The organism is Amycolatopsis sp. GA6-003 (assembly GCF_046267895.1).
GTDB lineage: Bacteria > Actinomycetota > Actinomycetes > Mycobacteriales > Pseudonocardiaceae > Amycolatopsis.
In genome coordinates, this window is sequence record NZ_CP176499.1 from 6,253,243 (window position 1) to 6,278,034 (window position 24,792).

At 69.0% G+C, this 24,792-nt stretch carries 27 protein-coding genes; 13 read left to right on the top strand and 14 right to left on the bottom strand.

All coding sequences use genetic code 11. The annotated features are described in order from the left end of the window. Window positions 1-237: 237 nt before the first annotated feature. A complete protein-coding gene (locus F9C12_RS28425) occupies window positions 238-849 on the top strand; it encodes a DUF2306 domain-containing protein (RefSeq protein WP_409467088.1) in 612 nt (203 codons plus the stop codon). A 55-nt stretch (window positions 850-904) separates the two neighbouring features. On the opposite strand, the gene F9C12_RS28430 is transcribed toward F9C12_RS28425, so the two are convergent. Further along, on the bottom strand, window positions 905-2,050 hold the full coding sequence (locus tag F9C12_RS28430) for an acyl-CoA dehydrogenase family protein (protein ID WP_409462388.1): 1,146 nt from the start codon (window positions 2,048-2,050) through the stop codon (window positions 905-907). Continuing rightward, on the bottom strand, window positions 2,047-4,398 hold the full coding sequence (locus tag F9C12_RS28435) for a bifunctional salicylyl-CoA 5-hydroxylase/oxidoreductase (protein ID WP_409462389.1): 2,352 nt from the start codon (window positions 4,396-4,398) through the stop codon (window positions 2,047-2,049). The genes F9C12_RS28430 and F9C12_RS28435 overlap by 4 nt, the downstream gene beginning before the upstream one ends. Before the next feature lie 66 nt (window positions 4,399-4,464). Here F9C12_RS28435 and F9C12_RS28440 point away from each other — a divergent pair, with 66 nt between their 5' ends. Beyond that, window positions 4,465-4,857 carry a RidA family protein gene (locus F9C12_RS28440; RefSeq protein ID WP_409184838.1) on the top strand — a complete coding sequence of 131 codons (393 nt, stop codon included), beginning with the start codon at window positions 4,465-4,467 and terminating at the stop codon, window positions 4,855-4,857. Here the strand turns inward: F9C12_RS28440 and F9C12_RS28445 are convergent. Next, window positions 4,847-5,695: a PaaX family transcriptional regulator C-terminal domain-containing protein gene (locus tag F9C12_RS28445; protein WP_409462390.1), complete on the bottom strand. Its 849-nt coding sequence runs from the start codon at window positions 5,693-5,695 to the stop codon at window positions 4,847-4,849. The genes F9C12_RS28440 and F9C12_RS28445 overlap by 11 nt on opposite strands. A gap of 111 nt (window positions 5,696-5,806) precedes the next feature. Here F9C12_RS28445 and F9C12_RS28450 point away from each other — a divergent pair, with 111 nt between their 5' ends. Beyond that, entirely contained in the window at window positions 5,807-6,487 is a 681-nt protein-coding gene (locus tag F9C12_RS28450; RefSeq protein ID WP_409462391.1) for a GNAT family N-acetyltransferase, read from the top strand. A 32-nt stretch (window positions 6,488-6,519) separates the two neighbouring features. Here F9C12_RS28450 and F9C12_RS28455 read toward each other — a convergent pair whose 3' ends face one another. After that, window positions 6,520-6,969, bottom strand: a complete 450-nt coding sequence (locus F9C12_RS28455) for a MarR family winged helix-turn-helix transcriptional regulator (protein WP_409184841.1) — start codon at window positions 6,967-6,969, stop codon at window positions 6,520-6,522. Between the two features lie 86 nt (window positions 6,970-7,055). Here F9C12_RS28455 and F9C12_RS28460 point away from each other — a divergent pair, with 86 nt between their 5' ends. Beyond that, window positions 7,056-7,460, top strand: a complete 405-nt coding sequence (locus F9C12_RS28460; RefSeq protein WP_409184842.1) for a nitroreductase family deazaflavin-dependent oxidoreductase — start codon at window positions 7,056-7,058, stop codon at window positions 7,458-7,460. 755 nt (window positions 7,461-8,215) lie between these two features. On the opposite strand, the gene F9C12_RS28465 is transcribed toward F9C12_RS28460, so the two are convergent. After that, a complete protein-coding gene (locus F9C12_RS28465) occupies window positions 8,216-8,707 on the bottom strand; it encodes an FAD-binding oxidoreductase (protein ID WP_409462392.1) in 492 nt (163 codons plus the stop codon). Window positions 8,708-8,777: 70 nt separating this feature from the next. Between F9C12_RS28465 and F9C12_RS28470 the strand changes: the two genes are divergently transcribed. The 5 genes from F9C12_RS28470 (at window position 8,778) to F9C12_RS28490 (ending at window position 12,881) form a co-directional block, all read left to right on the top strand. Further along, the gene (locus F9C12_RS28470; protein WP_409184844.1) at window positions 8,778-9,653 is read left to right on the top strand and encodes a LysR family transcriptional regulator; all 876 of its coding nucleotides are present in this window, start codon (window positions 8,778-8,780) and stop codon (window positions 9,651-9,653) included. A gap of 202 nt (window positions 9,654-9,855) precedes the next feature. Beyond that, window positions 9,856-9,933 carry a tryptorubin family RiPP precursor gene (locus tag F9C12_RS28475; protein WP_350539724.1) on the top strand — a complete coding sequence of 26 codons (78 nt, stop codon included), beginning with the start codon at window positions 9,856-9,858 and terminating at the stop codon, window positions 9,931-9,933. Between the two features lie 77 nt (window positions 9,934-10,010). Beyond that, window positions 10,011-11,054 carry a cytochrome P450 gene (locus F9C12_RS28480; protein ID WP_409462393.1) on the top strand — a complete coding sequence of 348 codons (1,044 nt, stop codon included), beginning with the start codon at window positions 10,011-10,013 and terminating at the stop codon, window positions 11,052-11,054. 42 nt (window positions 11,055-11,096) lie between these two features. Beyond that, window positions 11,097-11,876 (top strand): oxygenase MpaB family protein, encoded by a 780-nt coding sequence (locus tag F9C12_RS28485; RefSeq protein ID WP_409184846.1) that lies wholly within the window; start codon window positions 11,097-11,099, stop codon window positions 11,874-11,876. Between the two features lie 39 nt (window positions 11,877-11,915). Beyond that, the gene (locus tag F9C12_RS28490) at window positions 11,916-12,881 is read left to right on the top strand and encodes a DNA polymerase domain-containing protein (RefSeq protein ID WP_409462394.1); all 966 of its coding nucleotides are present in this window, start codon (window positions 11,916-11,918) and stop codon (window positions 12,879-12,881) included. On the opposite strand, the gene F9C12_RS28495 is transcribed toward F9C12_RS28490, so the two are convergent. From F9C12_RS28495 to F9C12_RS28505, 3 genes are read right to left on the bottom strand one after another with little or no spacing between them, the layout of a single operon-like run. After that, window positions 12,864-13,601: a class I SAM-dependent methyltransferase gene (locus F9C12_RS28495; RefSeq protein WP_409462395.1), complete on the bottom strand. Its 738-nt coding sequence runs from the start codon at window positions 13,599-13,601 to the stop codon at window positions 12,864-12,866. The genes F9C12_RS28490 and F9C12_RS28495 overlap by 18 nt on opposite strands. After that, window positions 13,598-13,996: a 6-pyruvoyl trahydropterin synthase family protein gene (locus F9C12_RS28500; RefSeq protein WP_037811036.1), complete on the bottom strand. Its 399-nt coding sequence runs from the start codon at window positions 13,994-13,996 to the stop codon at window positions 13,598-13,600. Before F9C12_RS28500 ends, F9C12_RS28495 begins: the two co-directional genes overlap by 4 nt. 12 nt (window positions 13,997-14,008) lie before the next feature. Continuing rightward, complete coding sequence (locus tag F9C12_RS28505) at window positions 14,009-14,983, bottom strand: zinc-dependent alcohol dehydrogenase (protein WP_409462396.1); 975 nt, start codon at window positions 14,981-14,983, stop codon at window positions 14,009-14,011. A gap of 33 nt (window positions 14,984-15,016) precedes the next feature. Here F9C12_RS28505 and F9C12_RS28510 point away from each other — a divergent pair, with 33 nt between their 5' ends. Then, a complete protein-coding gene (locus tag F9C12_RS28510) occupies window positions 15,017-15,733 on the top strand; it encodes a CDP-alcohol phosphatidyltransferase family protein (protein ID WP_409462397.1) in 717 nt (238 codons plus the stop codon). 299 nt (window positions 15,734-16,032) lie between these two features. On the opposite strand, the gene F9C12_RS28515 is transcribed toward F9C12_RS28510, so the two are convergent. The 6 genes from F9C12_RS28515 to F9C12_RS28540 form a co-directional block, all read right to left on the bottom strand. Further along, window positions 16,033-16,428, bottom strand: a complete 396-nt coding sequence (locus F9C12_RS28515; protein WP_409462398.1) for a VOC family protein — start codon at window positions 16,426-16,428, stop codon at window positions 16,033-16,035. 289 nt (window positions 16,429-16,717) lie between these two features. Further along, complete coding sequence (locus F9C12_RS28520) at window positions 16,718-17,341, bottom strand: TetR family transcriptional regulator (protein WP_409184852.1); 624 nt, start codon at window positions 17,339-17,341, stop codon at window positions 16,718-16,720. A 1-nt stretch (window position 17,342) separates the two neighbouring features. After that, window positions 17,343-18,545, bottom strand: a complete 1,203-nt coding sequence (locus F9C12_RS28525; protein ID WP_409462399.1) for an NAD(P)/FAD-dependent oxidoreductase — start codon at window positions 18,543-18,545, stop codon at window positions 17,343-17,345. Continuing rightward, the gene (locus F9C12_RS28530) at window positions 18,542-18,733 is read right to left on the bottom strand and encodes a ferredoxin (RefSeq protein ID WP_409184854.1); all 192 of its coding nucleotides are present in this window, start codon (window positions 18,731-18,733) and stop codon (window positions 18,542-18,544) included. Before F9C12_RS28530 ends, F9C12_RS28525 begins: the two co-directional genes overlap by 4 nt. Then, window positions 18,733-20,133 carry a fatty acid desaturase gene (locus F9C12_RS28535; RefSeq protein ID WP_409462400.1) on the bottom strand — a complete coding sequence of 467 codons (1,401 nt, stop codon included), beginning with the start codon at window positions 20,131-20,133 and terminating at the stop codon, window positions 18,733-18,735. Before F9C12_RS28535 ends, F9C12_RS28530 begins: the two co-directional genes overlap by 1 nt. A 124-nt stretch (window positions 20,134-20,257) precedes the next feature. Further along, window positions 20,258-21,133: a LysR family transcriptional regulator gene (locus F9C12_RS28540; protein WP_409462401.1), complete on the bottom strand. Its 876-nt coding sequence runs from the start codon at window positions 21,131-21,133 to the stop codon at window positions 20,258-20,260. A gap of 130 nt (window positions 21,134-21,263) precedes the next feature. On the opposite strand from F9C12_RS28540, the gene F9C12_RS28545 reads away from it, so the two are divergent. From F9C12_RS28545 to F9C12_RS28555, 3 genes are read left to right on the top strand one after another with little or no spacing between them, the layout of a single operon-like run. Next, window positions 21,264-22,436: a CaiB/BaiF CoA transferase family protein gene (locus F9C12_RS28545; protein ID WP_409462402.1), complete on the top strand. Its 1,173-nt coding sequence runs from the start codon at window positions 21,264-21,266 to the stop codon at window positions 22,434-22,436. Window positions 22,437-22,439: 3 nt separating this feature from the next. Then, window positions 22,440-23,612, top strand: a complete 1,173-nt coding sequence (locus F9C12_RS28550; RefSeq protein ID WP_409184858.1) for an acyl-CoA dehydrogenase family protein — start codon at window positions 22,440-22,442, stop codon at window positions 23,610-23,612. Between the two features lie 13 nt (window positions 23,613-23,625). Beyond that, the gene (locus F9C12_RS28555) at window positions 23,626-24,789 is read left to right on the top strand and encodes an acyl-CoA dehydrogenase family protein (RefSeq protein ID WP_409462403.1); all 1,164 of its coding nucleotides are present in this window, start codon (window positions 23,626-23,628) and stop codon (window positions 24,787-24,789) included. Window positions 24,790-24,792: the final 3 nt, after the last annotated feature.

Here is a 24,792-nt window from a genome sequence, read left to right on the forward strand (position 1 = left end):
CCTGGCCGAGGGTAAGGCTGCCCCCACCGCACTGACGCCAGCCGGCCCCATGGTTCGCCGGGGGTACCCGTCTTACGTTCGGAAGTGCCAGCCGAGAACGGACGACGGAGAGAGGCGATCATGACGGCGGGGACGGATCTTCGACCACCGCGGGTGCGGCCCGCAGCGGAGCGAACGGTACGGGTCGAGCCGGGAAAGCGCTGGTGGCACCGCCCCTGGGTAGCGCCGTTGGGGCTGGTGGTGGTCGCGTTCCTGGCCTATTCGCTGCCGCCGTACCTGGCCTTCGACCCGACGCGGTCGCGGGTGCCCTCGACCTTCCCCGCGCACTACCTGTTCCTGGTGGGGCACGTGGTGTTCGGGTCGATCGCGATGGTGACCGCGCTGCTGCAGGTCTGGCCGTGGATCCGGCGGAAGCACCCGGTGCTGCACCGCTATTCCGGCCGCGCGTACGTGTTCGCCGGAGTGCTGCCGTCCGGGCTGCTGGCTTTGACGATCGGCGCGGCGACGCCGTTCGGGCCGGTGACGCGGGCCAGTGACGTGCTGCTCGCGGTGCTGTGGCTCGGTGCGACCTGGGCGGGCTACCGCGCCGCTCGCGAACGCCGGTTCGGCGATCACCGGCGCTGGATGGTCCGCAGTTTCGCGCTGACGATGTCGATCATTCTCAACCGGCTCATCGGCGCGCTCGCGATGCCCCTCCTGGCACCGCAGCTCGCCACCACGTTCGGCGGCAGCGAGATCGCGCTGGGGCAGTCGGTCGCGGCGCTCGGCGCGTGGGTGAGCTGGACGGTCGCGCTGATCGCGGCGCAGCTGTGGCTGGACCGGAAACCGAAACGCCGCGCGAGTGTGTGAACCTGGCTGAACAGGTTGCCGTCCGCTGGGGAGAACGCCGGCGGACGGCGCCAGCTCATCCGCGCCGTTGCAGGGACCGCGCGATGATCGTCCGCTGGATCTCGGACGCGCCTTCGTAAATGCGTGGTGCCCGGACCTCGCGGTACAGGTGTTCCAGCAAATGCCCGCGCCGCAGTGCTCGCGCGCCGTGCAATTGGACTGCTTGATCCACCACGTATTGCGCGGTTTCGGTCGCGAACAACTTCGCCATTGCCGCGCGACCGGCCAAGTTCTGCTCGCCCGCGTCGTACGCGGCCGCGGCGGCGTACACCAGCAGCCGACTAGCTTCCGTCCGCGTCGCCATTTCGGCCAACGTGTGTGCGACAGTCTGTTGCTTCACCAAGGGACCGCCGAATGCCTCGCGCGAAGCTGTGTACTCGACGGTCGCGTCGAGGGCGGCTTGTGCCATACCGACCGCGAAGGCGCCGACGCTCGGCCGGAAGAGGTCCAAAGTCCGCATTGCTACGGCGAAACCGCGGTTTTCCTCGCCGAGCAGTTCATCGCGGTTTACCCGGACGCCATCGAATACCACCGTGCCGATGGGGTGCGGGCTCACCAGGTCGAGGTGCTCGCCGCTGAGTCCGGCGCGGTCGCCGGGGACGACGAAGGCGCTGACACCGCGTGAACCGGCGTCAGGAGTCGTGCGGGCGAAAACCGTGTAGAAATCGGCTTCCGGGGCGTTCGAGATCCACATTTTCGTGCCGGTGAGCCGCCAGCCGTCTCCGTCTGGTTCGGCGGCGAGCTGCAGGGCGGCGGCGTCGGACCCGGCATCCGGTTCGGTGAGGGCGAAGGCGGCGACGGCGTCCCCGGCGGCGACGGCGGGGAGCCAGCGCTGGACCTGTTCGTCCAAACCGGACTGGAGCACCGGGTAACTGCCCAAGCCCTGCAACGCCAAGGCAGTCTCGGCTTCGGTGCTTTGAGTGGCGAGCGCTTCCCGCAACAGGCACAGATCGGTCGCGGCGGCCTGCCGGGTCGGCTGTCCACTTTCGACGCCGGGAAACAGCCGGGCGAGCAAGCCGTGCGAACCCATGGCCTTGAGCAACGGACGGTTGACCGCCCCTTCGGCACCGGCGGCGGCCAGTTCGACAAGTTGTTCCGCGGCGATTTTCCGGACGGACGCGGCGTACGCGGCCTGCTCCGGAGTGAAAGCGAAAGCGTTCATCGGGCGTCCTCCGGTCGCCAGCGGGCGTGAGCGGTCTGGTGGCCGCCGGTGCGGACCAGGTCGAGTCGCGGCTCCGGGCCGTCGGTCCGGCCGGTTTGCGGCGGACGTTTGCCCGCTGCCCACTGTTTCGGCCACGGCACCGGATATCCCTGAGCGGCGGCCGCGTGCAAAGTCCATTGTGGATTGAACAGATGGGTGCGGCCGAGCGCGCACAGGTCGGCCCGGCCCGCCAGGATGAGCGAGTTCACGTCGTCGTAAGAGGAAATCGCGCCGACGGCGATCACCGCGGTGCCATAACGACGGCCGACCTCGTTGCGGATCCGGTCCGCGTACGGCGTTTGGTAGCTGCGGCCGAACTTCGGTTTCTCCTCGCTGACCACCTGCCCGGTCGACACGTCGATGGCAGCCGCGCCGTGTTCGGCGAAGGCTTGCGCGATGGCCACGGCTTCGTCGGCGTCGTTGCCGCCCTCGAACCAATCGGTGGCGGAGATCCGGACGGTCAGCGGACGGTCGGCCGGCCACACCGCGCGGACCGCGTCGAAGACTTCCAACGGGAAGCGCAGCCGGTTTTCCGGGGAGCCGCCATAGGAATCGGTGCGGTGGTTGGTCAGCGGAGACAGGAAGGACGACAGCAGATAGCCGTGCGCGCAGTGCAGTTCCAACAGGTCGAACCCGGCGCGCGCGGCGGCTTCGGCGGCCGACACGAACTGGTCCCGGATCTCGCCCAGTTCGGCGACGGTCAGCTCGCGCGGCGTCTGGTTGTTCGGCGAGTACGGCAGCGCGGAGGGCGCGCAGACCTCCCAGTTGCCCTCCGGCAGCGGGTCGTCAATGCCTTCCCACATCAGTTTCGTGGAGCCCTTGCGGCCGGAATGCCCCAGCTGCAACCCGATCTTCGCCGGGGTTTCGCGGTGCACGAAATCGACGATCCGCTTCCACGCGGCTTCCTGCTCGGAGGTGTAAAGCCCGGGACAGCCCGGCGTGATCCGGCCTTCGGCGGACACGCAGATCATCTCGGTCATCACCATCCCGGCCCCGCCGAGTGCCTTGCTTCCCAGGTGCACCAAATGGAATTCGCCGGGCACGCCGTCGACCGCGGAGTACATGTCCATCGGCGACACGACAATCCGGTTCGGCAATTCCAGTGAACCGATCCGCACCGGCTGGAACATCGGCGGCGCGACGGAAGTGCCGAGCGAATCGGCGAACCACTGATCCAGCGAGGCGGCGAATTCCTTGTCCCGCAGTTTCAGGTTGTCGTAGGTGACCCGACGGCTGCGGGTAAGGAGGTTGAACGCGAACTGCTCTGGTTCCTGATGCGTGTACTGCGCCAGATTCTCGAACCACTCCAGGCTCGCCTGCGCCGCACGCTGCGTGGAAGCGACCACCGGACGTCGCTCTTCTTCATATGCGGCAAGGGCTTCCGGGACGCCCGGCTGTTCGTGCAGGCACGCGGCGAGCGCAAGCGCGTCTTCCATGGCGAGCTTGGTGCCGGAGCCGATCGAGAAATGCGCGGTGTGCGCCGCGTCGCCGAGCAGCACGACGTTGTCGTGGACCCAGTTCTCGCAGCGGACGGTGCCGAAGGTGGTCCATTTGGAGTTGTTGGCCAGCAGCTGATGTCCGTCGAAAATGTCGCCGCACAGCTCGCGGATCAGCTCGATCGACTTCTCGTCGCTTTCGCCCGGACCGAGTCCGGTGGCGGCGATCGGGCCGAATGCCCGCTGCCACACGTCTTCGTGCATCTCCAGGATGAAGGTGCTGCCGTCCCGGCCGTACGGATAGCCGTGGACCTGCATGACGCCGTGCGGAGTTTCGAGCACGTAGAACTTGAACGCGTCGAACACGAGGTCGGTGCCGAGCCAGATATAGCGGCACTGCCGGGTCTCGACAGACGGCCGGAAGGACTCGGCGAACGTCGTGCGCACCGCGGAATTCACGCCGTCCGCCGCGACCACGAGGTCCGAAGAAGCGGCCAGCTCGGCGGGATCCGGCGCGAGGCTGCGAAAACGGACATCAATGCCCATTTCGCGGCACCGCTGCTGCAGGATCGCGAGCAGCCGTTTGCGGCTCATCGCGGCGAAACCGTGCCCGCCCGAGGTCGACACGGTGCCGCGGTAGTGCACGTCGATGTCGTCCCAGCGCGCGAACTCCCGGCTCATCGCCTCGTGCACGGCCGGGTCGGCGTGTTCGATGCCGCCGAGCGTCTCGTCGGAGAAAACGACGCCGAAGCCGAACGTGTCGTCCGGCGCGTTGCGCTCCCAGACCGTGATCTCGTGGTCCGGGCCGAGTTGTTTCGCGAGCACGGCGAAGTAGAGGCCCGCAGGCCCGCCGCCGACTACTGAAATCCGCACGCGACCCAGGGTATGTCGTTTGCCATACGGTCGTCAAGAAGACGATAGATGGGTTAGGCTCCCGGCATGGAGCGGATCAATCCCCCCGAGCTGGGCACGCCATCGGGGTTCTCGCACGCGGTGGCGGCACAGGGCCGGCTGGTGTTCCTCGCCGGGCAGACCGCGCTGGACGCGGACAACCGGATCGTCGGCGACGGCGTCGTGGAACAGTTCGAGCGCGCGCTCGGCAACCTGCTCACCGCGTTGCGCGCGGCCGGCGGCGAGCCCGCGGACCTGTGCAGCCTGACCGTCTACATCGTCGACATGGACGACTACAAGGCGCACGCGCGCGAGATCGGCCGCGTGTGGAAACGGCTGGTGGGCGCGGATTACCCGGCGATGGCGGGCATCGGCGTGAACCGGCTGTGGGACGTCGAGGCGCTGGTGGAAGTGCAGGGCTACGCGGTGGTCAACCGCTGAGCACCTGCCGCAGGTGCGTGCGCGCGGCTTCCTCGAGCCGGTCGTGCAGCGTGAAGAACACCTCGGCAGCGCGGATGCCGGACCAGCCCGCGGGTAGCAATTCCGCGGGCAGGCAGGGGTCGAGGTACGGCATCCGCCGCCAGCCGGTGAGCACGCGCAGGTAATCGGCGAACGCTTCGTCGGTGGGCGTCGTGCGGCGGCGCTGCCACCGGCGCAGCGCCGGTTCGTGCTCCTCGAGGAACGCCGTGTACAGCTCGTCCAGCTGGTCGAGGTCCCACCACTCGCGCACCTTCTCGCGCGGATCGCCGAACGCCAGGTGCTCGGCACGGAACACGTCGGCGTACTCGGTGAGCCCGAGTCGCTCCAGCGTGCCGACGGTGACCTCGTACAGGTGCGCCGGCGCGATCCAGACGCCCGAGGACGCGGTGCCGAAACCGAGCCGCGACAGCTGCGTCCGCAGCACATGCCGTTTGTGCCGTTCGGCTTCCGGCACCGAAAACACCGCGAGCAGCCAGCCGTCGGCGAGCTTCGCACGGTCGCGGCGGAAGATCCGCTCGTCGCCCTCGCGCAGCAAATCCAGTGCGGTACCGGACAATTCGTACCCGGCGGCTCCGTCGCGGCGCACCGCTTCGAGTACCCCGCGCCGTTTGAGCCGGGAAATCGACGACCGCACGGCGGGCTCGTCGACCCCGACCGCGGCGAGCAGGTCGATCAGCGAGGCGACCGAAAGCCATTCGCCGCCCGCCTGGTGATGCACGCCGTAGACCGACACGATGAGGTGCCGGGGCTGGGCCGCGCGCCCGCCGTCGGCATCGGCTGCTTCCGGTACGGCCGTCACCCGGTCACCATACCGTGCCGTTCGCCGCCAATCCGGCCGCAGCCGCGGCGGGTTTCTCCGCGCACATCGGCCGCGGATCGGCGCCAGGCGAGGGGTAGCATTTCCGGCGCGATGGCGTTTGTGAGCACTGCACCGTTGGTGAGCCGGCTGACCCGCCGCGGACGGCTGATGGCGAAACGCACCTGCGACCGCCGGGGACACGCCTTCGCGTTCGGCCGGTTCCTTTTCCGCACCCCCACCGCGTGGGAGTACGCGGCGGCGGTCGCGGGCGGCAGCGATCCGGCCGCGCAGCGCTGGCTCGGCTGGCTTCCGGAGTCCGTGGTGGCCGAGCCGATGCGCGGCGAGGCGCTGCGCGTCGTCCCCGGGACCGGACCGGACTGGACCACGCCGGATCCGCATTCGGTGGACGTCGTCGCGATCGATCTCGTGGCCGGCCGCTGCGCCGGTCTGGTCAGCGTGCACGCGGGCGAGGACGGCGGCCCGGAAACCGGCGGCTATCTCGCGCCGGGATATCGCGGACAGGGATTCGGCCGCGACCTGTTCGCCGCCGGTCTGGTGCTGGCGCACGAGCATCTCGGGCTTTCGCGGGTGCGCGCGGGCGCGGAGGTCGGCAATGTCGCGAGCGGCCGTTCGCTGGAGGCGGCCGGACTGCGCCGGGTGCCGGGACCGCCGCAGTACACGCTGCCGGACGGGCGGGCCTGCGAGGCCTGGTGGTACCAGCACGACGCGGCGTGGCCGCGGAAATGCGCGGGACCGCAGGCACGGTGGCTAGCCTCCCAGGTTGAGTCGTGAGTGCCTATCCCGGTTCTAACCGCGATAGGCACTCACGACCCGTACTCCTCAAACGCCTTCAACGTCCTGATCACCAACGCCCGCTCGCCAGGGCTCAACGGCGCCAACGCCGCCTCCCACGCCTTCGCCCCTCGCGCGAGCCAAGCGTCGACGGCTGGGCGCTTGTCCGCGTGGATGCTCACGATGGTGCGCCGCCGGTCGTCCGGGTCCTCGGTGCGTTCCAGCACGCCCTGCCGGGACAGGTCGCCGATCATCAGACTCGCTGTGGTGGGTGCGATTTCGAGCCGTCCGGCGAGTTCGTTGACCGTCATGGGGCCGTCGAACAGCAGGTAGGCCAGCAGGGACAAATGCCGCGGCGCCAGCGTCACGTCGCCGAGTTCCGGAGGCGGCGGCGTCCGCTTCGCGCGCCCGACGAGGCGGGGCATCAGAAGCAGCAGTTCGCGGACCCCGTCCTCGACGGTCGGGCCGGATTCGATGGCCATGCCGCGACAGTACCTGCGCGTGTGTTGACAGCCCGATTCGCGCGATCCTAGGTTCGTTGTTACATCATCAAACAGGGAGTTTTCCGATGTCGGACTGGAACCAGCAGATCATCGACGAGTTCCGCGCGAACGCGGGCAAGGTCGGCGGCATGTTCGAGGGCAAGAACATGGTGTTGCTCACGCACACCGGCGCGAAAAGCGGCAAACAGCGGGTCAGCCCGCTGGTGTACACCACCGACGGCGACCGGATCGTGATCGCCGCGTCCAAGGGCGGCGCGGACACGAACCCGGACTGGTACCACAACCTCGTCGCGAACCCGTCGGTCACGGTCGAGATCGGCACCGACAAGTTCCCGGCGACGGCGAAGCTCGTGACCGACCGCGCCGAGCGCGACCGGCTGTACGCCAAGATGGTCGAGCACGCGGAGGGTTTCGCGGAGTACGAGAAGAAGACCGAGCGCGTGATCCCGGTCTTCGTTCTCGAACGCTGAGTTGCTAATCCGACCAAAAGTAGGCCGACCCCCCACTTGGCACGTAACCGTTGCCACGAAGCCATTAGGCCGTGACTGCGGTCGGATTAGCAATGATCGGCACAGTCAGCCCAGAGGCTGTCCGTAGACGAAGCTCCGCAACCGTCCAGTCGACATCGGATCCAGCGGAGCGAACAGCTTGGCGTGCGCGGCCTGCACGGTCGCCGCGTCCGGCTCGATCATCGACAGCGCACGCACGGTGTAGCGCGAATCAGCGGTGAAATCCGGCGCGGAGGAGTGCTGGTAGGCGCCGCCGAGCAGGTCGATGATCAGCACAGTGGGAATGGGGGCCTCCGGGCCGGCGTGGTCGAGCACGGTGCTCAGCACGTCGTCCCGGAGCACCGGCAGCACGCGGTTGTCGCCGAGGTACGAGTGCGGGTGCGGCGGTTCCGCGGCGATCTGGCCGGAATCGGTGAACGGCATCGTGGTCAGCGTGTCCTGCAGCGGGCCGAGGGCGCGCAGCGGGGCGACGAGTTCGTCGCCGCCGGTGCCGAGGTAGGCCACGCGAATGTGGGCGATGTGCTTGCCCCGCAACGGTTCCGGCACCATCGGCAGATCCGGGTAGGGCACCATCGCGACCGAGGTGCCGACGGTGTCCGGCAGGTCGGCGGTCCAGTCGCGCCAGGTGCGCAGGACGTCCGGGATCTTGGCGGTGTCGAAGTACAGTCCGCCGCCGTACAGCGTGGTCACCGGCACCAGTTCGAACTCCAGCGAGGTCACGATGCCGGCGTCGATCGGACCGGTCGTGCGCGTGCCGTCGGGCCGGACGATCTCGGCGGAGCGAACGCGGTCGGCGGCCAGGCCGAAGTGCCGGCCGAGGAGGCCGAATCCGCCGCCGAGGGTGTAGCCCACCACGCCGACGCCGGGGACGAACCGCTCAGCGGCGCGAGCCCGTGTTCCGCGGCGGCGGTGATGACGCTGCCCCAGGTGGTGCCGGCTTCGACGCGGGCCACGGCCCGGTCCGGGTCGATGGTCACGCCGGTCATCCGGCGGGTCGAGATCAGCACGCCTTCGGCCGGTGCGCGCAGCCCGTGCCCGGTGGCCTGCACGGAAACCGGCAGGTCGCGCTCGGCCGCGAGCCGGACCGCGGCGGCGACGTCGTCCGCGCTGGTGGCGGCGACGACCAGCTGCGGGGTGGAGGTGATGCCGGTCTGGAACCCGGCGATCTCTTCGCGGTAACCGGTGTGGTCAGGGGTGAACGTCTGCATGCCTTAAGCGTGCTAGGCCGACGTCGATAAGTCCAAGAGATAGTAGTTCCTGTGGCTAGAATTACTGGTTATGGAACTGCATCAGCTCGAGTACTTCGTCGCGGTCGCGGAGGAAGCCAACTTCACGCGCGCGGCGGCCCGGATGCACGTCGCGCAGCCCGGGGTCAGCGCGCAGATCCGGCGGTTGGAACGCGAGCTGGGGCAGCCGTTGTTCGACCGGTCCGGGCGCACGGTCCGGCTCACCGGCGTCGGCGAGGCCGCGCTGCCGCACGCTCGGGCCGCGCTCGCGGCGGTGGCGGCGGTGCGCGAGACGGTCGCGGAGCACGAGGGACTGGTGCGCGGCCAGGTAGCGATGGGGATGGTGACCTCGCTCGGACCGGTGGAGCTGCCGGAGTTCCTCGCCGAGTTCGCGGAACGCTATCCGGGCGTGGAAATCACGCTCAGCGAAGCGAATTCCGACCAGATGGTCGAGGCGTTGCGCGAGGGACGGCTAGACGCCGCGGTGATCGGCCTTGCTGACGGCGTGCCCGCCGGGCTGACCGCGCAGATCGTGCTCGACGAGGAGCTGGTCGCGGTCACCTCGCTGCGCGACGAATTCGCCGACCGGGCCTCGCTCACCCTGGCTGAGCTGGCCGAACGGTCGCTGATCTGCCTGCCGAAGGGCACCGGCATGCGCGGCGTGCTGGACCGCGGGTTCGCCGCGGCCGGGCTGCACTCGCGCGTGACGATCGAGGCGAGCGACCCGAACGTGCTGGCCAAGCTCGCGATCCGCGGTCTCGGCGTGGCGCTGGTCCCGGAATCGCTGGCTCGCTACTACGCCGAGGAGTCGCACACCCTGCGGCTGCGGCCGGAGCTGCGCGGGCAGCTGGCGCTGGCGTGGCGGTCCGACGGCCCGGCCGGACCCGCGGCTCGCGTGCTCATCGAGTTCGCCCGGTCGGTGCTTTAGCGAGCGGCGAAGGATACCGACGCCGTCCCGGATTCGCCAAGTAATTCCGGATGGAATTCCCGAAACGCCGACCCGCCGCTCCCGAACATATCCGCCGCAGTGGGCCGTTCAGGTTATCTTGCCGCGTATTCGCGGGAATTCGTCGTACTGTCGGCAGCGGCCGCGAGTGCGGTCGAAGTCCCGAGAAGACGGAGGTATTTCCGTGAAGCTTGTTCGTCTCGTGCGCAAGGCCCTTCCGAGCAAGAGCCTGAAGTCTTATGCCTGGTACGGCTGGATCTGACCGTCCCGATAAACGGTACCGGCCGGTTCCGGAATTCCCCGGAACCGGCCGGTTGTCCCGCTGAAGAGGAGTTGTGCGTGACCATTCCCGCTGAACGGAACAAAGTGCGGCAGGTGGTATTCGCGCCGCGTCTTCAAGAACTGTTCGACCGTTATCGGGGGACTTCCTTCTTTCGGCTGGAACCGGACACCGTCGGAGTCGCCGGGGCCGAGCTGATGGACGCGCTGCTGCGCAGCCGGCCGGCGAACGCCGAGGAGCGGCCGACGTTCAAGCCGGTGCGCGGCCGGGTCGTCACGCGGCCGGAATCGTCGGCGCTGATGCGGGCGGTCGGCGCGGACGTGCGCGCCGCGCTCAAGAAGCCGCTCGGCGACGCCGACCTCACCGGAACCTGGCCCGCCGTACCGCACAACTACCTGCGGGACCTGGTGTTCGGCCGCGAACAGCGGCGGTTCCGGGTCCTCGTCGACCGCCGGCTCGAGCTGACCCCGAAGATCACCTGGGCGGCGGTCGCCGCCGGAGCCGCGCTCTGGGGACGGCCCGCGCCCGAGGTCGCTCTGTCCACTTTGGCGCGGATGGTGCTGGAGGCGGACAGCTACGAGCAGCGCCGGTTCGCGATGTACCTCTACCGGCGCGTGGCCGGACCGGTCTGCTTCACCGTCGCCGCACTGGTCACGAACGCCCTGTGGCTCAGCTCGCCGCTGGACGACGACGTGCCCACCGAGTACGTGCTCAACGAAGCTCTGCGCCTGCTGCCGCCGTCGTGGAACATCCTGCGCGTGCGTTCACCGGAGTTCGCCGAGGTGGACGCCCGGATCGGCCCGGGCGACGACGTCCTGCTGCTGCCGCTGCTCAGCCATCGCGACCCGGAACTGTGGGACGCGCCGGACGAGTTCCGGCCGAGCCGCTGGGCCTCGCTCGATCCGGACACCCACCCCGGCTACCTCCCGTTCGGGCACGGCAACGAGCGCTGCTGGGGACGGCATATGGTGCTGCCGCTCGCGGAACGCATTCTCGACCTGGTCCGGCGGGACGGGCTGGTCGTCGATCCGGCGCAGACGCGGGCGCGGGTGCACCTGGACGGGCTGCTGGAGGTTTCGGACGTGCGGGTCGTGCGTGCCTGAGGGCTCTTGACAACGTGTCAACTGAGGCGTTCCCCTGGACGGGTGCTCCAAGACGGCGTGCTCGGCGTCAGCCTGCTCGCGGGCGGCGCGAACGTGATCATGCAGCTGGGCCGGCCCGAGGTCGGGTACGGCGTGCTGGAAAGCCGCGTCGATTCGGGGAACCTCTTCAAGCATCCGCTGAAACGCACGCGCACCACCGTCACCTATCTCGCGGTCGCCGTGCTGGGCACCGACGCCGACCGGGCGGCGTACCGGCGGGCGGTGAACTCGGTACACGCGCAGGTGTTCTCGACCGAGGCGAGTCCGGTGCGGTACCGCGCCTTCGACCGGGAGCTGCAGCTGTGGGTCGCCGCCTGCCTGGCCCATGGCGTCGAGGACGTGCATCGCGCGTTTCTCGGCCGGCCCGCCCCGGAATCGTGGTACGCCGAGGCCGCGGTGCTGGGCACGACGCTGCAGGTGCGTCCGGAAGACTGGCCGGAGGATTTCGCCGCGTACTGGGCGGACGGACTGGCCCGGGTGGACATCGACGACCGGCTCCGCGAATACCTCACCGCCATCGCGAACCTGGAATTCCTGCCGAGGCCGTTCTCGTTCCTCTTCGGACGGTTCCACCGCTTCGTGACGACCGGATTCCTGCCGGAGGTGTTTCGCGAGCAGATGCGGCTGCCGTGGTCGGCGGCGGACCAGCGCCGGTTCGATCGGCTGATGCGCGGAATCGGCCGAATGGTCGAACCGCTTCCGGTGCGCGTGCGGCGTTTCCCCTATGACGCGTGCCTCGCGGACTTCCGGCGACGGTTGCGCAGGGGGAAACCGCTCGTCTAAGTGGTTGACCGGACTGCCGCGGTCGGCAAGGGTTGGCGTATGGCCAAACCGGATGAGGTGCGCGAAGGGGTTTCCCTGACCAACCTCGACCAGGAGCTGTTCGTCGACGCCGGGGTGACGAAGCGCGACCTCGTCGATTACTTCGACGCCGTTTCGGACCGATTGCTGCCGGTGCTGCGCGACCGTCCGCTGTCGGTGATGCGGGTGCTGCGTGGGCAGGACGCGTTCATGCAGAAAAACCTGCCGAAGTACACGCCGGAATGGGTGCCGCGGGCGAAACTGTGGGCGGAGAGTTCACAGCGGACAGTCACTTACGGCCTGTGCAACGACCGCCGGACGCTGCTGTGGTTCGGCAATCAGCGCGCGGTCGAACTGCATCCGGCGCTGACCCGGGTGGATCCGATCGGCCAGACCGACCTGATCATGGACCTCGACCCGCCCGAGGGCGCGGATTTCCGCGTCGCGGTGGAAGCGGCGCGGCTGGTGCGCCAGGCGTTGGCCGACGTGGGGCTCGCCGGTGCGTTGAAGACCAGCGGGTCGAAGGGCGTGCACGTGTTCGTGCCGCTGGTGCCCGGGCTGTCCTTTGAGGACGTGGCGGCGGCGACCCGGGCGGTCGGCGCGCGGGCGGAACGGATCGATCCGCAGCTGGCGACCACGGCGTTCATCCGGGAAGACCGGCACGGCAAGGTGTTTCTCGATTCGACCCGGGCGGGCGGGGCTACGGTGGCGGCGGTGTACAGCCCGCGGATCCGGCCGGGCGCGCCGGTGTCGTTCCCGGTCCGCTGGGCGGACGCGGACCACGTCAAACCGGCGGATTTCACCGTGAAGACCGCGGTGGAGCTGCTGGGCAGCGCGGATCCGTGGGCGGAGGAACTGCCGGAACCGCAGGAACTTCCGGCGGATCTCGTGGCCGAGGGCCGGACGATCCCGGTCGCCCGGGTCGCGGCGATGCACGAGGGCAAACGCCGGGCCCGGGCGCGCCGGGAATCAGGGGAGAGCGAGTAGATCCTGGTGGTGCACGGTGACTTCGGTGAGTTGCCGGTCTTCGGGCACTGCCAGGCCGGGCTCTTGTTCTCGGGCCGCGGCGATGAATCCGCGGTACCAGGTGTCGATGAGGTCGCGGTGCTCCGGGCCGAGCCGCCACGGGGACGGTCTGGAGTGGACAGTCCAGCCGTGTTTTTCAAACTCCGCCGCGGTGAAGGCGGCGGCGTCCGGGCCTAGCTTCCCGCCCCGGCGTTGGTGGGCGTTGAAGGCATTGTTGAGCGCTTCGTCTTGCGGGTCCGGTGGGGCGAGCTGAGCCGAGCCGGTCACGGACAACGTGAACAACGCTGGGCTTCGCGCGTCCACACAGGACTTCACTAGGCGCTGGATTTCTTCCTGGGTAAGGAGATCCAGCAAAGCGGAAGCTGTCACCAAAGAAGTTCCGGTCAGGTTCAGTCGGGTCACGTCGGCTTGTTCCGTCTCGACGTCGATCTCCACCGGCAGACCGCGGGCGGCGATCTCCAGCAACCGCGGGTCCTGGTCGTGCAGAATCCACCGCTGCGGTTTCGGAAGACGGCAGCTCAGCCAGCGTCCCATCGCTCCGGTGCCGCAGCCGAGATCCCGGATGACCGCCGGACTGGCCGGGAGCAGGGCGACCAGATCGGCCGCCCGGGCCGCCGAGTCGGCTGGTTCCCGGAGCCGCAGCCATTCCGGTGCGTATCCGGAAGAGTCCACTGTGGTCACAAGGAACGCTCGTATCCGGCCGAAGCGGCATGGGATTCGTGCAGGGTCACCGAAATCTGCGCCAGCCCGCGCGCGTTCTCGCCGAGTTCCCCGGCGTGGATCCGGTCCGCGAGCCGGTCGGCGATCACCTTGGCGAGGTATTCGGTCGACGTGTTGATCCCGGCGAAATCGGGTTCGTCGTCCAGGTTGCGGTAGTTCAGGTCGGCGAGCACCGCGCCGAGCTGCTGGGTGGCGAGCCCGATGTCGACGACGATGTTGTCCGAGTCCAATTCGGACCGCCGGAACGTCGCGTCGACCACGAACGTCGCGCCGTGCAAACGCTGCGCCGGGCCGAAAACCTCGCCGCGGAAACTGTGGGCGACCATGATGTGATCGCGCACGGTGACACTGAACAACGCGTTTCTCCTTTACCGGTAGGTGATCCGATGCGCCAGTCCGCGCAGGGTTCCGTTCGCTAATCGAGCCGCGACGTCCGGCAATTCGGCGAAGGCGGATTCGCCGGTGATCAGCGCGTCGAACGCCGGGTCCGCGAGCAGCCGCAACGCCAGCGCCATCCGGTCGCCGTACCCGCGCCGAGCCGCGCGCGCCGGCGAGACGGTGCCGACCTGGCTGCCGCGCACGGTGAGCCGCCTCGAGTGGAAGTTCTCGCCGAGCGGCACCGACACCTGACGATCGCCGTACCAGCTCAGCTCGACCACCGTGCCCTCGTGGCCGAGCAGTTCCAGCGAGCGCGCGAGCCCGGCGTCGGTCGCGCTGGCGTGCACGACGAGATCGAGGTCGCCGCTAGCGGTTTCCGGGGTGGCGTAACGGATGCCGAACGCCTCGGCGACCTCCGCGCGGTCCGGATCGGGGTCGACGAGCTGGACGTCCACGCCGGGAAACCGGGACAGCAGCCGCGCGACACTGCAGCCGACCATCCCCGCCCCGACCACCGCGATCCGGTCGCCGACCAGCGGCGCCGCGTCCCAGAGCGCGTTCACCGCGGTCTCGACAGTCCCGGCGAGCACCGCCCGCGCGGCGGGAACGTCATCGGGAACCACGGTGACCGCCGAGGCGGGCACGACGTACTCGGTCTGATGCGGATAGAGGCAGAACACCGTGCGGCCGGTCAGCTCCGGCGGTCCGGAAAGGACCTCGCCGACGTTCAGGTAGCCGTACTTGACTGGCCACGGAAAGTCGCCCTCCTGATACGGCGCGCGCATGGCCTCCTGTTGGCTCGCCGGCACCCCGCCGCGCAGCACCAGGCTTTCGGTGCCGCGGCTCAGCGCCGAAAATCGCGTCCGGACCAGCACTTCGTCGGCTTGTGGAGCAGCCAGTTCGGCCGATCGGAGCTCCCCGCCCTCGGCCGAAGTGAACCAGAAGGCCTGCGCCGCCCGTGTCAAGGTTGTCCTCCGTTGCTGCCGGATCGAGGAGAAATGACTGTCTCCACCTGTACACGAACCCCGGCCGAGCTGGGTTCAACCGTCGTCCAGCAGGCCCCCGCGCTGCTGGCGCAACTCGCGCTGCTCACCCTGCTGACGGCGACGGCCGGCCTCGGCCCCGCCGGATGGGCGGCCGGCGTGGCCTACCTGCTCGGCCTGCTGGTGCTGCTCACCCAGGGCGCCTGGCGGATCCGGGGGTACCGGCTGGGTCCGGCCGACCAGGTGACCCTCGCCCGAGCGGCCCTGATCGGCAGCGTGACCGCCCTGGTCGCCGACCGCCTGGGCGGGCACCCGCCGCTGACCCTGCTCGTCCCTCTCGCCGGGGTCGCGCTGGCCCTGGACGCACTCGACGGCTACGTCGCCCGCCGCACCGGAACCGTCTCCGCGCTGGGCGCCCGGTTCGACATGGAAGCGGACGCCTTCCTGATCCTCGTGCTGAGCGTCCTGGTCGCCACGACGGCCGGCCCGTGGGTCCTGGCGATCGGCCTGATGCGCTACGCGTTCGTCGCCGCGGCGCGACTGTGGCCCTGGCTCCGGGCCCCGCTGCGCCCGAGCAAGGCCCGGAAGGCAGTGGCGGCTCTGCAGGGAATCGCCCTGACCGCCGCCGCGGCCGGAGTCGCGCCGGTGGCCTTGGCCGGGATCGCGGTGACGACACTGAGCTGGTCATTCGGACGGGACGTGTGGTGGCTGTACCGGAACCGAGCTTCCTAGAGCACGCCACGATTCTTCCGACACCGGGGTTTCGGTGCCGGAAATCGTGGTTTCCCGTGGCCGTGACTGTTGATTCCGCAGTACTGAACAGAGCCAGCCGTTGACCCGCACAGCGTGACTACCGCAGGTCAAGCGGCTGGCCCCGGGATGAGGTATCGGCCCCCCTCAGGCTGATCGCCAACCTCCCAATGCCCACCATAGCGGTGCCGGAATATCCCCGCTTAACCCGTCCGGGGTTCACCCGTCCGCAGTTTTGCCCGCAATATCTGGCGCGGGGTCAATAGCGCCGGTAATTGCTCTCAACCCTTGGCGCTCAACTGCCACGACACGCCCCACCGGTCGTTGACCCAGGCGAACGGGCCGAAGCCGTAGTCGTCCAGCGGCATCAGCGTCCCGCCGCCCTCGCCGAGCGCTTCGTAGACCCGCTTGAGTTCGTCGGTCGAGTCGACGGTGACGAACAGCGAGGTCGAGGGCGTGAAGTCGAAGCCGTGCTTGATGAAGCTGTCGCTGCACCGCACCCGCTGCCCGGCGACGGTGAACTCGGCCATCACGATCGTTCCCTCCGGACCGGGGCCGTCGGCGCCGTAACGCTCCTCGGACAGCACGGAGTCGCCGGGAAAGAGCGAGGTGTAGAACGCCATCGCCTCGGCGGCGTCGCGCTTCTGGAACATCAGGAACGGGACGAGGTCGGTCATCGGACTGCCCTTTCGCAGGTTGAGGTCGGGTCCGAACGTCGCATTGACAAGAAGTTTTGTCAAGCGCGGCACGACGCGGGCGAACCCGAATGAGTGCCGGTAGCCGCGGCGCGGGTGCTCAGGTGGTCGTGGGTCGGATGACTCCTGGTCGAGGAGTTCGGGCAGGGTCGGCAGGTCACCGAAGATTTCGGCTTCCCTGCAGGCGCGCCGCCGCGGTGGGATGCCGGGCGTGGGCGAGTGCGGAAAGTCGTTCCCGGTTCACCCTCGGGTCGCGAACCGCACGGCTTGGTTACGAGCGCGTGCGCATTGATGCCCTCGGGGCGGTGCCGAGCACGCGAGCGGCGACCCAGGCCAGGCCGTCGGCGGTTTCGGCGGGCGTGCCCGACGGCTGCATCACATGGCTGAGCACGGTGCGCACGATCAGGTCCATGACCACGGTGAGCTGGCCTTCGTCGAGCGGCGGCGCGTAGCTGTGGACCCGGCCGCGCAGGACGGCTTTCGCTTCGGTGAGCAGGGTGCCAGCGCGGGTGGTCAGCAGCGGGAGGAATTCGGTGTCGGTGCCGTGGGTCGCGGAGGCGATGGCGCGCAGCAGGATGTTGTCGTCGGCCAGTTCGAGGACCGAGCGGACGGCGTCGTAGATCGCCTCGACCAGGTCGTCCGGATTCCGGTCGAACGCGGTGCTCACGACGGCGAGGAACCGGCGCAGTTCGTGCGAGATCATCGCCTCGGCGAGCGCGGTTTTCGAGCCGATCTCGTTGTAGACGGTCTGCCTGCTCACCCCGACCAGCTCGGCGAGCCGGGCCATGGTGACCGCCGACCAGCCGGATTTCGCGGTGAGTTCGATGGCGGCGGTGATGATGGGCTGCCGGTACTGGCCGCCCGCGGGCACCGGAAGCACGCTCATGACCGTCATTCTAGGCGGCCGTTTCCAGCGCGAAGGCGACCGCCTCGGACCACGGCGACCGCGCGGCGATCCGCTTGCGGTACTTCATGATGTCGCGCGGCCGGTCGATGGTGAACGCGCCGACGAGCCGATCGCCGCGCCGGTACAGCGCGGTGAAGCCGTGCTCGGCCGGGACCGCGACGACTACCTCGTCCGCGCGCGGGGTCCCGACGAACTGGATGCGGTGCGAGTACCAATCGGACCAGAAGTACGGCACGGCGCTGAACATCCGTGCGCTCGCGGGGTCCAGCGCGTGCCGAGCCGCGGCCGCACCCTGCTCGGCCGCGTTCGTCCAGTGTTCCAGCCGCATCAGCTCGCCGTCGAACAGCGTGTTCGCCACGTGCGCTACATCGCCGGCCGCGTAGACGCCGTGCGCGGCGGCGAGGGTGCCGTCGCAGACGATGCCGCCGTCGCGTTCGTGCAGCAGGAGTCCGCTGTCGCGCAGCCAATCGGTGGCCGGGACCGCGCCGATTCCCGCGACGACCAGGTCAGCCGGGAGGGTTTCACCGGTCGACAGCTGGACGCCGGTCACCGCGCCGTCTTTCGTCGCGAAGCCGGTGACCCTGGTGCCCAGCCGGAGCTCGGTGCCTGCCGCACGGTGCAGATCCGCGCAGACCTCCCCGACCTCGGGGCCGATCGCACGCACCAGGGGCGTGTCCAAGGTTTCCACAATGGATACTGGCAACCCGCGTTTGCGGGCGGCGGAGGCGACTTCCGAGCCGATGAAACCGGCACCGATGACGACTGTCCTAGCACCACTGTCCAAAGCGGACCGGATCGCGAGTGCGTCGTCCGCGGTGCGCAGCGAGTGAATGCCGGAGATCTCCGCGGTTCCGGGAAGAACTCGGGCGGCGGCTCCGGTCGCGATGACAGCGGCGTCGTATGGGACCACAGAGTCGCCGAGGTGGATCTCCCGCGCGATCGGGTCGAGCCCGGTCGCGGGAGTGCCCAGCCGGAGTTCGACACCGAGTTCGCGCAGGTCGTCCGCGTGGAGACACGGTTCCACCGCAGCCGGTCCGTCCGCCGCGAGGAATCCCTTCGACAGCGGCGGCCGATCATAGGGCAGATGCTCCTCCGCGCCGATCAGCACGATCCGGCCGTCGTATCCGGTCCGCCGCGCCGATTCGACCGCTCGCAGTCCCGCCAGCGACGCGCCGACCACCGCGAGCGTCATGAGACCAGTTTCAACGCGAGCACCGGGCAGGCGTCGACCGCAGCGGCGAGGTCGGTCCGGTGCTCCTCGCCGGGGCTCTCGTCGAGCACGACGACCGTGCCCTCGTCGCCCACCTCGAAGAAGTCCGGTGCCATCGCTTCACACATGCCCAGTCCGTCGCACTTGTGCAAATCCGCTTCGATCCGCATCACACACTCATCCTTCCGGGAGCAACGAAGTCGACCTTTTCCCTTACGCCGCAGTCAGGACAACACCAGTTGTCCGGAATGGACGACCACGGCGTACCGGCCGGGAAGCCTTCGCGCGGGTCGCCGCGCTGCTCGTCGTAGACGTATCCGCACCCGGGGCACATCCCGCCCTCGCTGGCGTCACCGCGCACGTCGTCCAGTACGGCCACCGGTGCCGGGGCGGAAGTGCCATACCGGGCAAGGACTTTGTCCCGCTTCGAGGGCTGGATGTTCGCCCGGCTGATGTCGCCGTCGAAGTGGTTGAGCACCCGCTGGTCCATCACGCGCCGCCACAGCGGCGGGAACAGCGCGAGCACGATCATCCCGGCGTACCCGGTCGGCAGCACCGGAGATTCGGCGAAGTCGCGCAGGGTCTGGTAGCGGCGCGTCGGGTTGGCGTGGTGATCGCTGTGCCGCTGCAGGTGATACAGCAGCACGTTGGTCGCGATGTTGTTGGAATTCCAGCTGTGGCTGGGATCCACGCGCTCGTACCGGCGGCGCTCCGGCGGCCCGACCTTCTGCCGCAGCATCCCGTAATGCTCCATGTAGTTCACGACTTCCAGCAGCGAGAACCCGATCACCGCCTGGATCGCCAGGTACGGCAGGATTCCGACGCCGAGCCACGCCACCATCGCGACCCACAGGACGGCGGACATCAGCCACGCGTTGAGCACGTCGTTGCCGATCCGGAACGGATGCTTGTTCCGGCGGGCGTAACGCTTGCGCTCCAGCCCCCACGCGGATTTCAGCGAACCGAACACGGTGCGCGGCCAGAACCGGTAGAAGCTTTCGCCGACGCGGCTCGACGCCGGGTCCTCCGGAGTCGCGACGCGTACGTGGTGCCCGCGGTTGTGCTCGATGTAGAAGTGCCCGTAGAAGCTTTGCGCCAGCGCGATTTTCGACAGCCAGCGCTCGTGGCTTTCCTTCTTGTGGCCCAGTTCGTGCGCGGTGTTGATGCCGATCCCACCGATGCAGCCGATCGAGATCGCCAGTCCGATTTTGTCCACAACGGACAGTCCGCCGCGCGCGATCAGCCAGAACGCGAAGACGAACCCGACGTACTGGATCGGCAGGAACAGGTAGGTGATCCACCGGTAGTACCGGTCCTGTTCGAGCCGTTCGATCACGTCGTCCGGCGGATTGCTCCGGTCGAGGCCGGCGACCAGGTCGATCGCGGGCACGATCGCCAGGATCACGATCGGCCCGATCCAGAACCAGACGCCCCAGCCGGTCGCGGCGTGCAGGCCGATCGCGAGGAACGCGAGCGACGGCACGACCAGTCCGATCAGCCACAGGTACCGCTTCTTGTCGGTCCAGCGTTCGGTCGACCCCAGCGGCACTGTGCCGGTCATCTCGCTCATCGCGCCCTCCTCCGTTGGCTGGCTTTACACAAAGGTAAGACATGTACACGATGATTGACAAGAGCAGAGTAAATGTAAAGTTCTCCCGATGGGGTGAACCCGCAGGTCAGGGCATCAGCGGAGGTCAGTCGGGGACGCGGGCGTGCCGCAGCACCTCGACCACCGGATCCAGCCGGGCGTCGGCGGTGCGCCGGAGCAGGAACGTGGTCAGCGTGGCGACCAGGTCGTCGATTGGCAGGACCGCGCATTCGTTGGGGTCCAGCGCCAGCGCGGTCGCGGATTCGACCGGCGCGAGGGTGAAGCTCTTGGTGCTGCGCAAGAAGATCAACAGCCCGCTGACGTCGGAGAACTGTGCCTCCGGATCGACCAGCACGCCCTTGGCGGCGAGCTGCTCGGCGCGCCGGGAGCCGAGATCCCAGTGCCGTGGCCCCTGCAGGTACTGGAATCCGCGCAGGTCGGCGAGGGTAAGCGAGGTGCGGCCGGGGAAGCGGGACGCGTCCACCACGGCGCCGAGCGGTTCGCGGTACAGGACGATGGTGGACAGCCGGTCGTCGGAAGTGCCCAGATGCGACACGGCGAGGTCGATCGAGCTGCTGAGCAGGGCCGATTCCATCTCGAGCGACGGCATCTGCCGCAGGGTGAACCGGTAGGAGCCGTCGAGCGCGCGGATCGATTCGCTGAGCTGGCGGCGGTGCGCGGGGTTGAGCACGTCCGGGATGGCGAGCCGGACGTCGGCGCGCTGGTCGCGGGTGCGCATCCGGGCCGGAATGGCGTCGAAGCCCGAAACGACCGCTTCGGCGAGCGGCAGCAGCGCCTCGCCCGCCTCGGACAGTCGCGTGTGGTGGGTGGAGCGGTCGAACAGCGGCTCGCCCAGCTCGCGTTCGAGGTCGCGAATGCGCTGGCTGAGCGGGGGCACGGACATGTTCAGCGACCGCGCGGCGCGGGTGAAGTTCAGCTCGCGCGCGACCGCGAGGAAGTACCGCAGGTGGTGGATCTCCACACCGCGCAGCGTACCCACGGTGTTATCACCGTGGTCATACCGATCTGATGCACTCGGTCATTCCCTTCTGGTGAGCAAGCGCTTAGCGTCAGTGGTGAAGCCAAAGATCGTCAACGGGAGGACCGCGAAGATGCCTGACGAAGCCACCGGACCGCTCTCCGGAGTGAAGGTGCTCGACCTGTCGTCCGCGGTGATGGGCCCGTACGCCACGCAGATCCTCGGCGACTTCGGCGCCGACGTGATCCGGGTCGAACCGCTGCGCGACGTCGCCCGGCACTCGCCGGCCAACACCGGCCGCACGCCCGGGATGGCCCCGCTGTACATGCAGGTCAACCAGAACAAACGCAGTATCGAACTCGACCTCAAGGACCCGGCCGGCCGCGAAGGCCTCTTCGCCCTGCTCGCCGACGCCGACGTCCTCGTCACCAACATGCGCGCCGCCGCCCTCGACCGGCTCGGCCTCGGCTACGAGCAGTTGCGCGACCGCTTCCCCCGCCTCGTCTACGCCCACGCGCAGGGCTTCGCGCCCGGCTCGTCGCGCGCCAACCGGCCCGCCTACGACGAGGTCATCCAGGCCACGTCCGGCCTGGTCAGCCTGCAGGACCGGGCGGGCGGCACGCTGCAGTTCGTCCCGACCTTCATCGCCGACAAGACCGCCGCGCTGTACCTGCTCAGCGGCGTGCTGGCCGCGCTTTTCGACCAGCAGCGCACCGGCAAGGGCCAGCAGGTCGAACTGGCGATGGCGGACGCGATGATCGCGGTCAACCTGGTCGAGCACCTGGCGGGCGACGTTTTCGTCCCGGCCGCCGGCGACGTCGGCAACCCGCTTTCGCTCAGCGACACGCACGCGGCCATGCGCACGGCCGACGGCGGCGCGATCGCCGCGGTGCCCTACACCAACGAGGCCGTGCGGACGCTGCTGATCGGCGCCGGCCTCGAAGACGCCGCGGCCGATCCGGCCTGGGACTCCCCGGTGATCGACCGGGAGATTTTCACCGCGGGGGTGGAGAAGGTGCTCGCCAACTCCACCAGCCGCACCACCGCGGAGTGGGAGGAGTACCTGACCGCCCACGACGTTCCGTACGCCGTCGTCGTCGACATCGCCGACCTGCCGACCGACCCGTACGTTCAGGAAGTAGGGCTGATCACCGAGCGGGAACACCCGACCGAGGGCACGATCCGCGTCGTGGAAAGCCCGCTGCATTTCTCGCGGACCCCGGCCGGGTTCCGCAGGCACGCCGAACGCGCCGGAGCGAGCACCGCCGAAGTCGTCGGAGCCGTACGCACCACTGAAGGGGTTTGATCGATGGATCTCGAACTGTCTAAAGAGGACCTCGCGTTCCGGGACGGATTGCGGGAGGTGTTCCTCGGCGCGATTCCGGAAGAAATCCGCAAGCGCAGCGCGCTCGGCCTGATCACGCGCGACGACATCGTCACGAGTCAGCGGATCCTGAACGAGCACGGCCTGGCGGTGCCGCACTGGCCGGTCGAATGGGGCGGTCGCGATTGGACTCCGACCCAGTCCCACATCTACGCCTCCGAACTGCAGCGCAACGCGGTTCCGCAGCCGCTCGCGTTCAACGCGAGCATGGTCGGCCCGATCATCGCCGAGTTCGGCAGCGAGGAACAGAAGAAGAAGTTCCTCCCGGCCACCGCGAATCTCGACATCTGGTGGTCGCAGGGCTTCTCCGAGCCGGAGGCCGGTTCGGACCTCGCCGGGCTGCGCACCACCGCGCGCCTCGAAGGCGACCACTACGTCCTCAATGGACAGAAGACCTGGACCACGCTCGGCCAGTACGGCGACTGGATGTTCGTGCTCGCGCGGACCAACCCGGACGCGCCGCGCAAGCAGCAGGGCCTGTCGTTCCTGCTGCTGGACCTGAACACGCCGGGCATCGAGCGCCGTCCGATCAAGCTGGTCGACGGGTCCGCCGAGGTCAACGAGTTCTTCTTCGACAACGTGGTGATCCCGGCGGAGAACCTGGTCGGCGAGGAGAACAAGGGCTGGACGTACGCGAAGTTCCTGCTCGGCAACGAGCGCAACGGCATCGCCCAGGTCGGCACCGGGCAGCGGATTTTCGCCGACCTCGCCGCCGCGGCCGCGGAACTGCCCACTGAGGACGGTCCGCTCGCCGACGACGCGGAATTCCGCGCCGCGATGCACACCGCGAAGACCACGCTGCTCGCGCTGGAGGCGACCCAGATGCGGGTCACCGCCGCTTCGGAAAACGGCCAGCCGAGCCCGGTGTCGTCGCTGCTCAAGATGGAGGGCACGCAGGCCCTGCAGGCGCTCACGAAGCTGCGCATGCGCGCGGCCGGTTCCGACGGCATGCTGCTGGACACCGAATCCCCGGTGCGGGCCGACGAGGCCGCGGTGGTCGCCGCGGCGCAGTACCTGAACCAGCGGAAGCTGTCGATTTTCGGCGGCTCCAACGAAATCCAGCGCGGCGTCATCGCGAAGACGATCCTCGGTCTGTAAGGGACGGCGACTCATGAACCTCGAATTCAACGAAGACCAGAAGCTGCTGTTCGAGACCGTCGACACGGCGGTCGGCCGCGGCTATCCGGCGGGCGGCCGCGCGGCCGCGACGAGCAGCGAACTCGGCTGGAACGACCAGGTCTGGAACACCCTCGGCGAGCTGGGGCTGGCCGGTCTCCCGATCTCCGCGGACCACGACGGCGCGGGCGCGGGCCCGGTCGAGGTCTACGCGACGCTGGAGGCGATGGGCAAGCACGCGGCGGCCGAACCGCTGCTCGACGGCGTGTTCCTGCCGGCGTGGATCATCGCCGAGCTGGGCACCGACGACCAGGCCAAGGAACTGCTGCCGCTGCTGGCCAGCGGCGGGACCACGATCGCGGTCGCGCACTCCGAGCCGGGACGTCCGTGGGGCCTCGCGCCGTCGGTCGCGGCGGCCGGTTCCGCGCTCTCCGGCGTGAAGTCGCCGGTGCGCAACGCGGACCAGGCCGACAAGTTCCTGGTCACCGCGGTCGACGAGAACGGCCGCACCGGGGTGTACCTGGTCGAGGCCACCGCTGAAGGCATCACCCGGGTGGACGGCCGCGCCGCGGACTGGGGGCACACGTCGCAGGTCGAATTCGCTGGTACGCCAGCGGTTCTGCTCGGCACCGCGGACTCCGACGCGCCGGCCGCGTTGCGTCGCGCGTTCTCGCGGGCTCGCGTCGCGGTGACCGGCGAGGCGATCGGCCTGATGGAGACCGGGCTCGCCATGACTGTCGAATACCTCAAGACCCGCAAGCAGTTCGGGGTTCCGCTGGCGGCGTTCCAGGCGCTCGTGCACCGCGCCGCCGACCTGTACGCGAAGGTCGAGCTGGCTCGTTCGCTGGCGCTGTGGGCCACCGCGACGGTCGAGGCGTACGACAACGGTGCGTCCACAGTGGATCTGGAGGCGGCGGCCGACGACGCGTTCGTGTTCGTGTGCGACGCGGCGACCGCGACCGCCGAGGAGATCGTCCAGCTGCACGGCGGCATCGGAATGACTTACGAATCGGAGGTCGCGCACCACGCGGCGCGCCTCATCGCCATTACGGAGAGTTACAGCGGAGTGAGCGCGGCCCGGCGCCGCGCGCTAGCGTCGGACGCGTTGCTGACGCCGCCGAGCGCGCTGCTCAACAACGCGGACGCGGTCACCGCCTGAGAA

Bases quoted from the DNA above. Each gene is read 5' to 3' on its own strand.
- F9C12_RS28470 (WP_409184844.1), top strand. From the start codon at position 8,778: ATGGAACTGCATCAGCTCGAGTACTTCGTCGCGGTCGCGGAGGAAGCC.
- F9C12_RS28465 (WP_409462392.1), bottom strand. From the start codon at position 8,707: ATGCAGACGTTCACCCCTGACCACACCGGTTACCGCGAAGAGATCGCC.
- F9C12_RS28455 (WP_409184841.1), bottom strand. From the start codon at position 6,969: ATGGCCATCGAATCCGGCCCGACCGTCGAGGACGGGGTCCGCGAACTG.
- F9C12_RS28550 (WP_409184858.1), top strand. From the start codon at position 22,440: ATGGATCTCGAACTGTCTAAAGAGGACCTCGCGTTCCGGGACGGATTG.
- F9C12_RS28440 (WP_409184838.1), top strand. From the start codon at position 4,465: ATGGAGCGGATCAATCCCCCCGAGCTGGGCACGCCATCGGGGTTCTCG.
- F9C12_RS28545 (WP_409462402.1), top strand. From the start codon at position 21,264: ATGCCTGACGAAGCCACCGGACCGCTCTCCGGAGTGAAGGTGCTCGAC.
- F9C12_RS28555 (WP_409462403.1), top strand. From the start codon at position 23,626: ATGAACCTCGAATTCAACGAAGACCAGAAGCTGCTGTTCGAGACCGTC.
- F9C12_RS28490 (WP_409462394.1), top strand. From the start codon at position 11,916: ATGGCCAAACCGGATGAGGTGCGCGAAGGGGTTTCCCTGACCAACCTC.
- F9C12_RS28530 (WP_409184854.1), bottom strand. From the start codon at position 18,733: ATGCGGATCGAAGCGGATTTGCACAAGTGCGACGGACTGGGCATGTGT.
- F9C12_RS28460 (WP_409184842.1), top strand. From the start codon at position 7,056: ATGTCGGACTGGAACCAGCAGATCATCGACGAGTTCCGCGCGAACGCG.
- F9C12_RS28510 (WP_409462397.1), top strand. From the start codon at position 15,017: ATGACTGTCTCCACCTGTACACGAACCCCGGCCGAGCTGGGTTCAACC.
- F9C12_RS28525 (WP_409462399.1), bottom strand. From the start codon at position 18,545: ATGACGCTCGCGGTGGTCGGCGCGTCGCTGGCGGGACTGCGAGCGGTC.
- F9C12_RS28520 (WP_409184852.1), bottom strand. From the start codon at position 17,341: ATGACGGTCATGAGCGTGCTTCCGGTGCCCGCGGGCGGCCAGTACCGG.
- F9C12_RS28450 (WP_409462391.1), top strand. From the start codon at position 5,807: ATGGCGTTTGTGAGCACTGCACCGTTGGTGAGCCGGCTGACCCGCCGC.
- F9C12_RS28515 (WP_409462398.1), bottom strand. From the start codon at position 16,428: ATGACCGACCTCGTCCCGTTCCTGATGTTCCAGAAGCGCGACGCCGCC.
- F9C12_RS28430 (WP_409462388.1), bottom strand. From the start codon at position 2,050: ATGAACGCTTTCGCTTTCACTCCGGAGCAGGCCGCGTACGCCGCGTCC.
- F9C12_RS28535 (WP_409462400.1), bottom strand. From the start codon at position 20,133: ATGAGCGAGATGACCGGCACAGTGCCGCTGGGGTCGACCGAACGCTGG.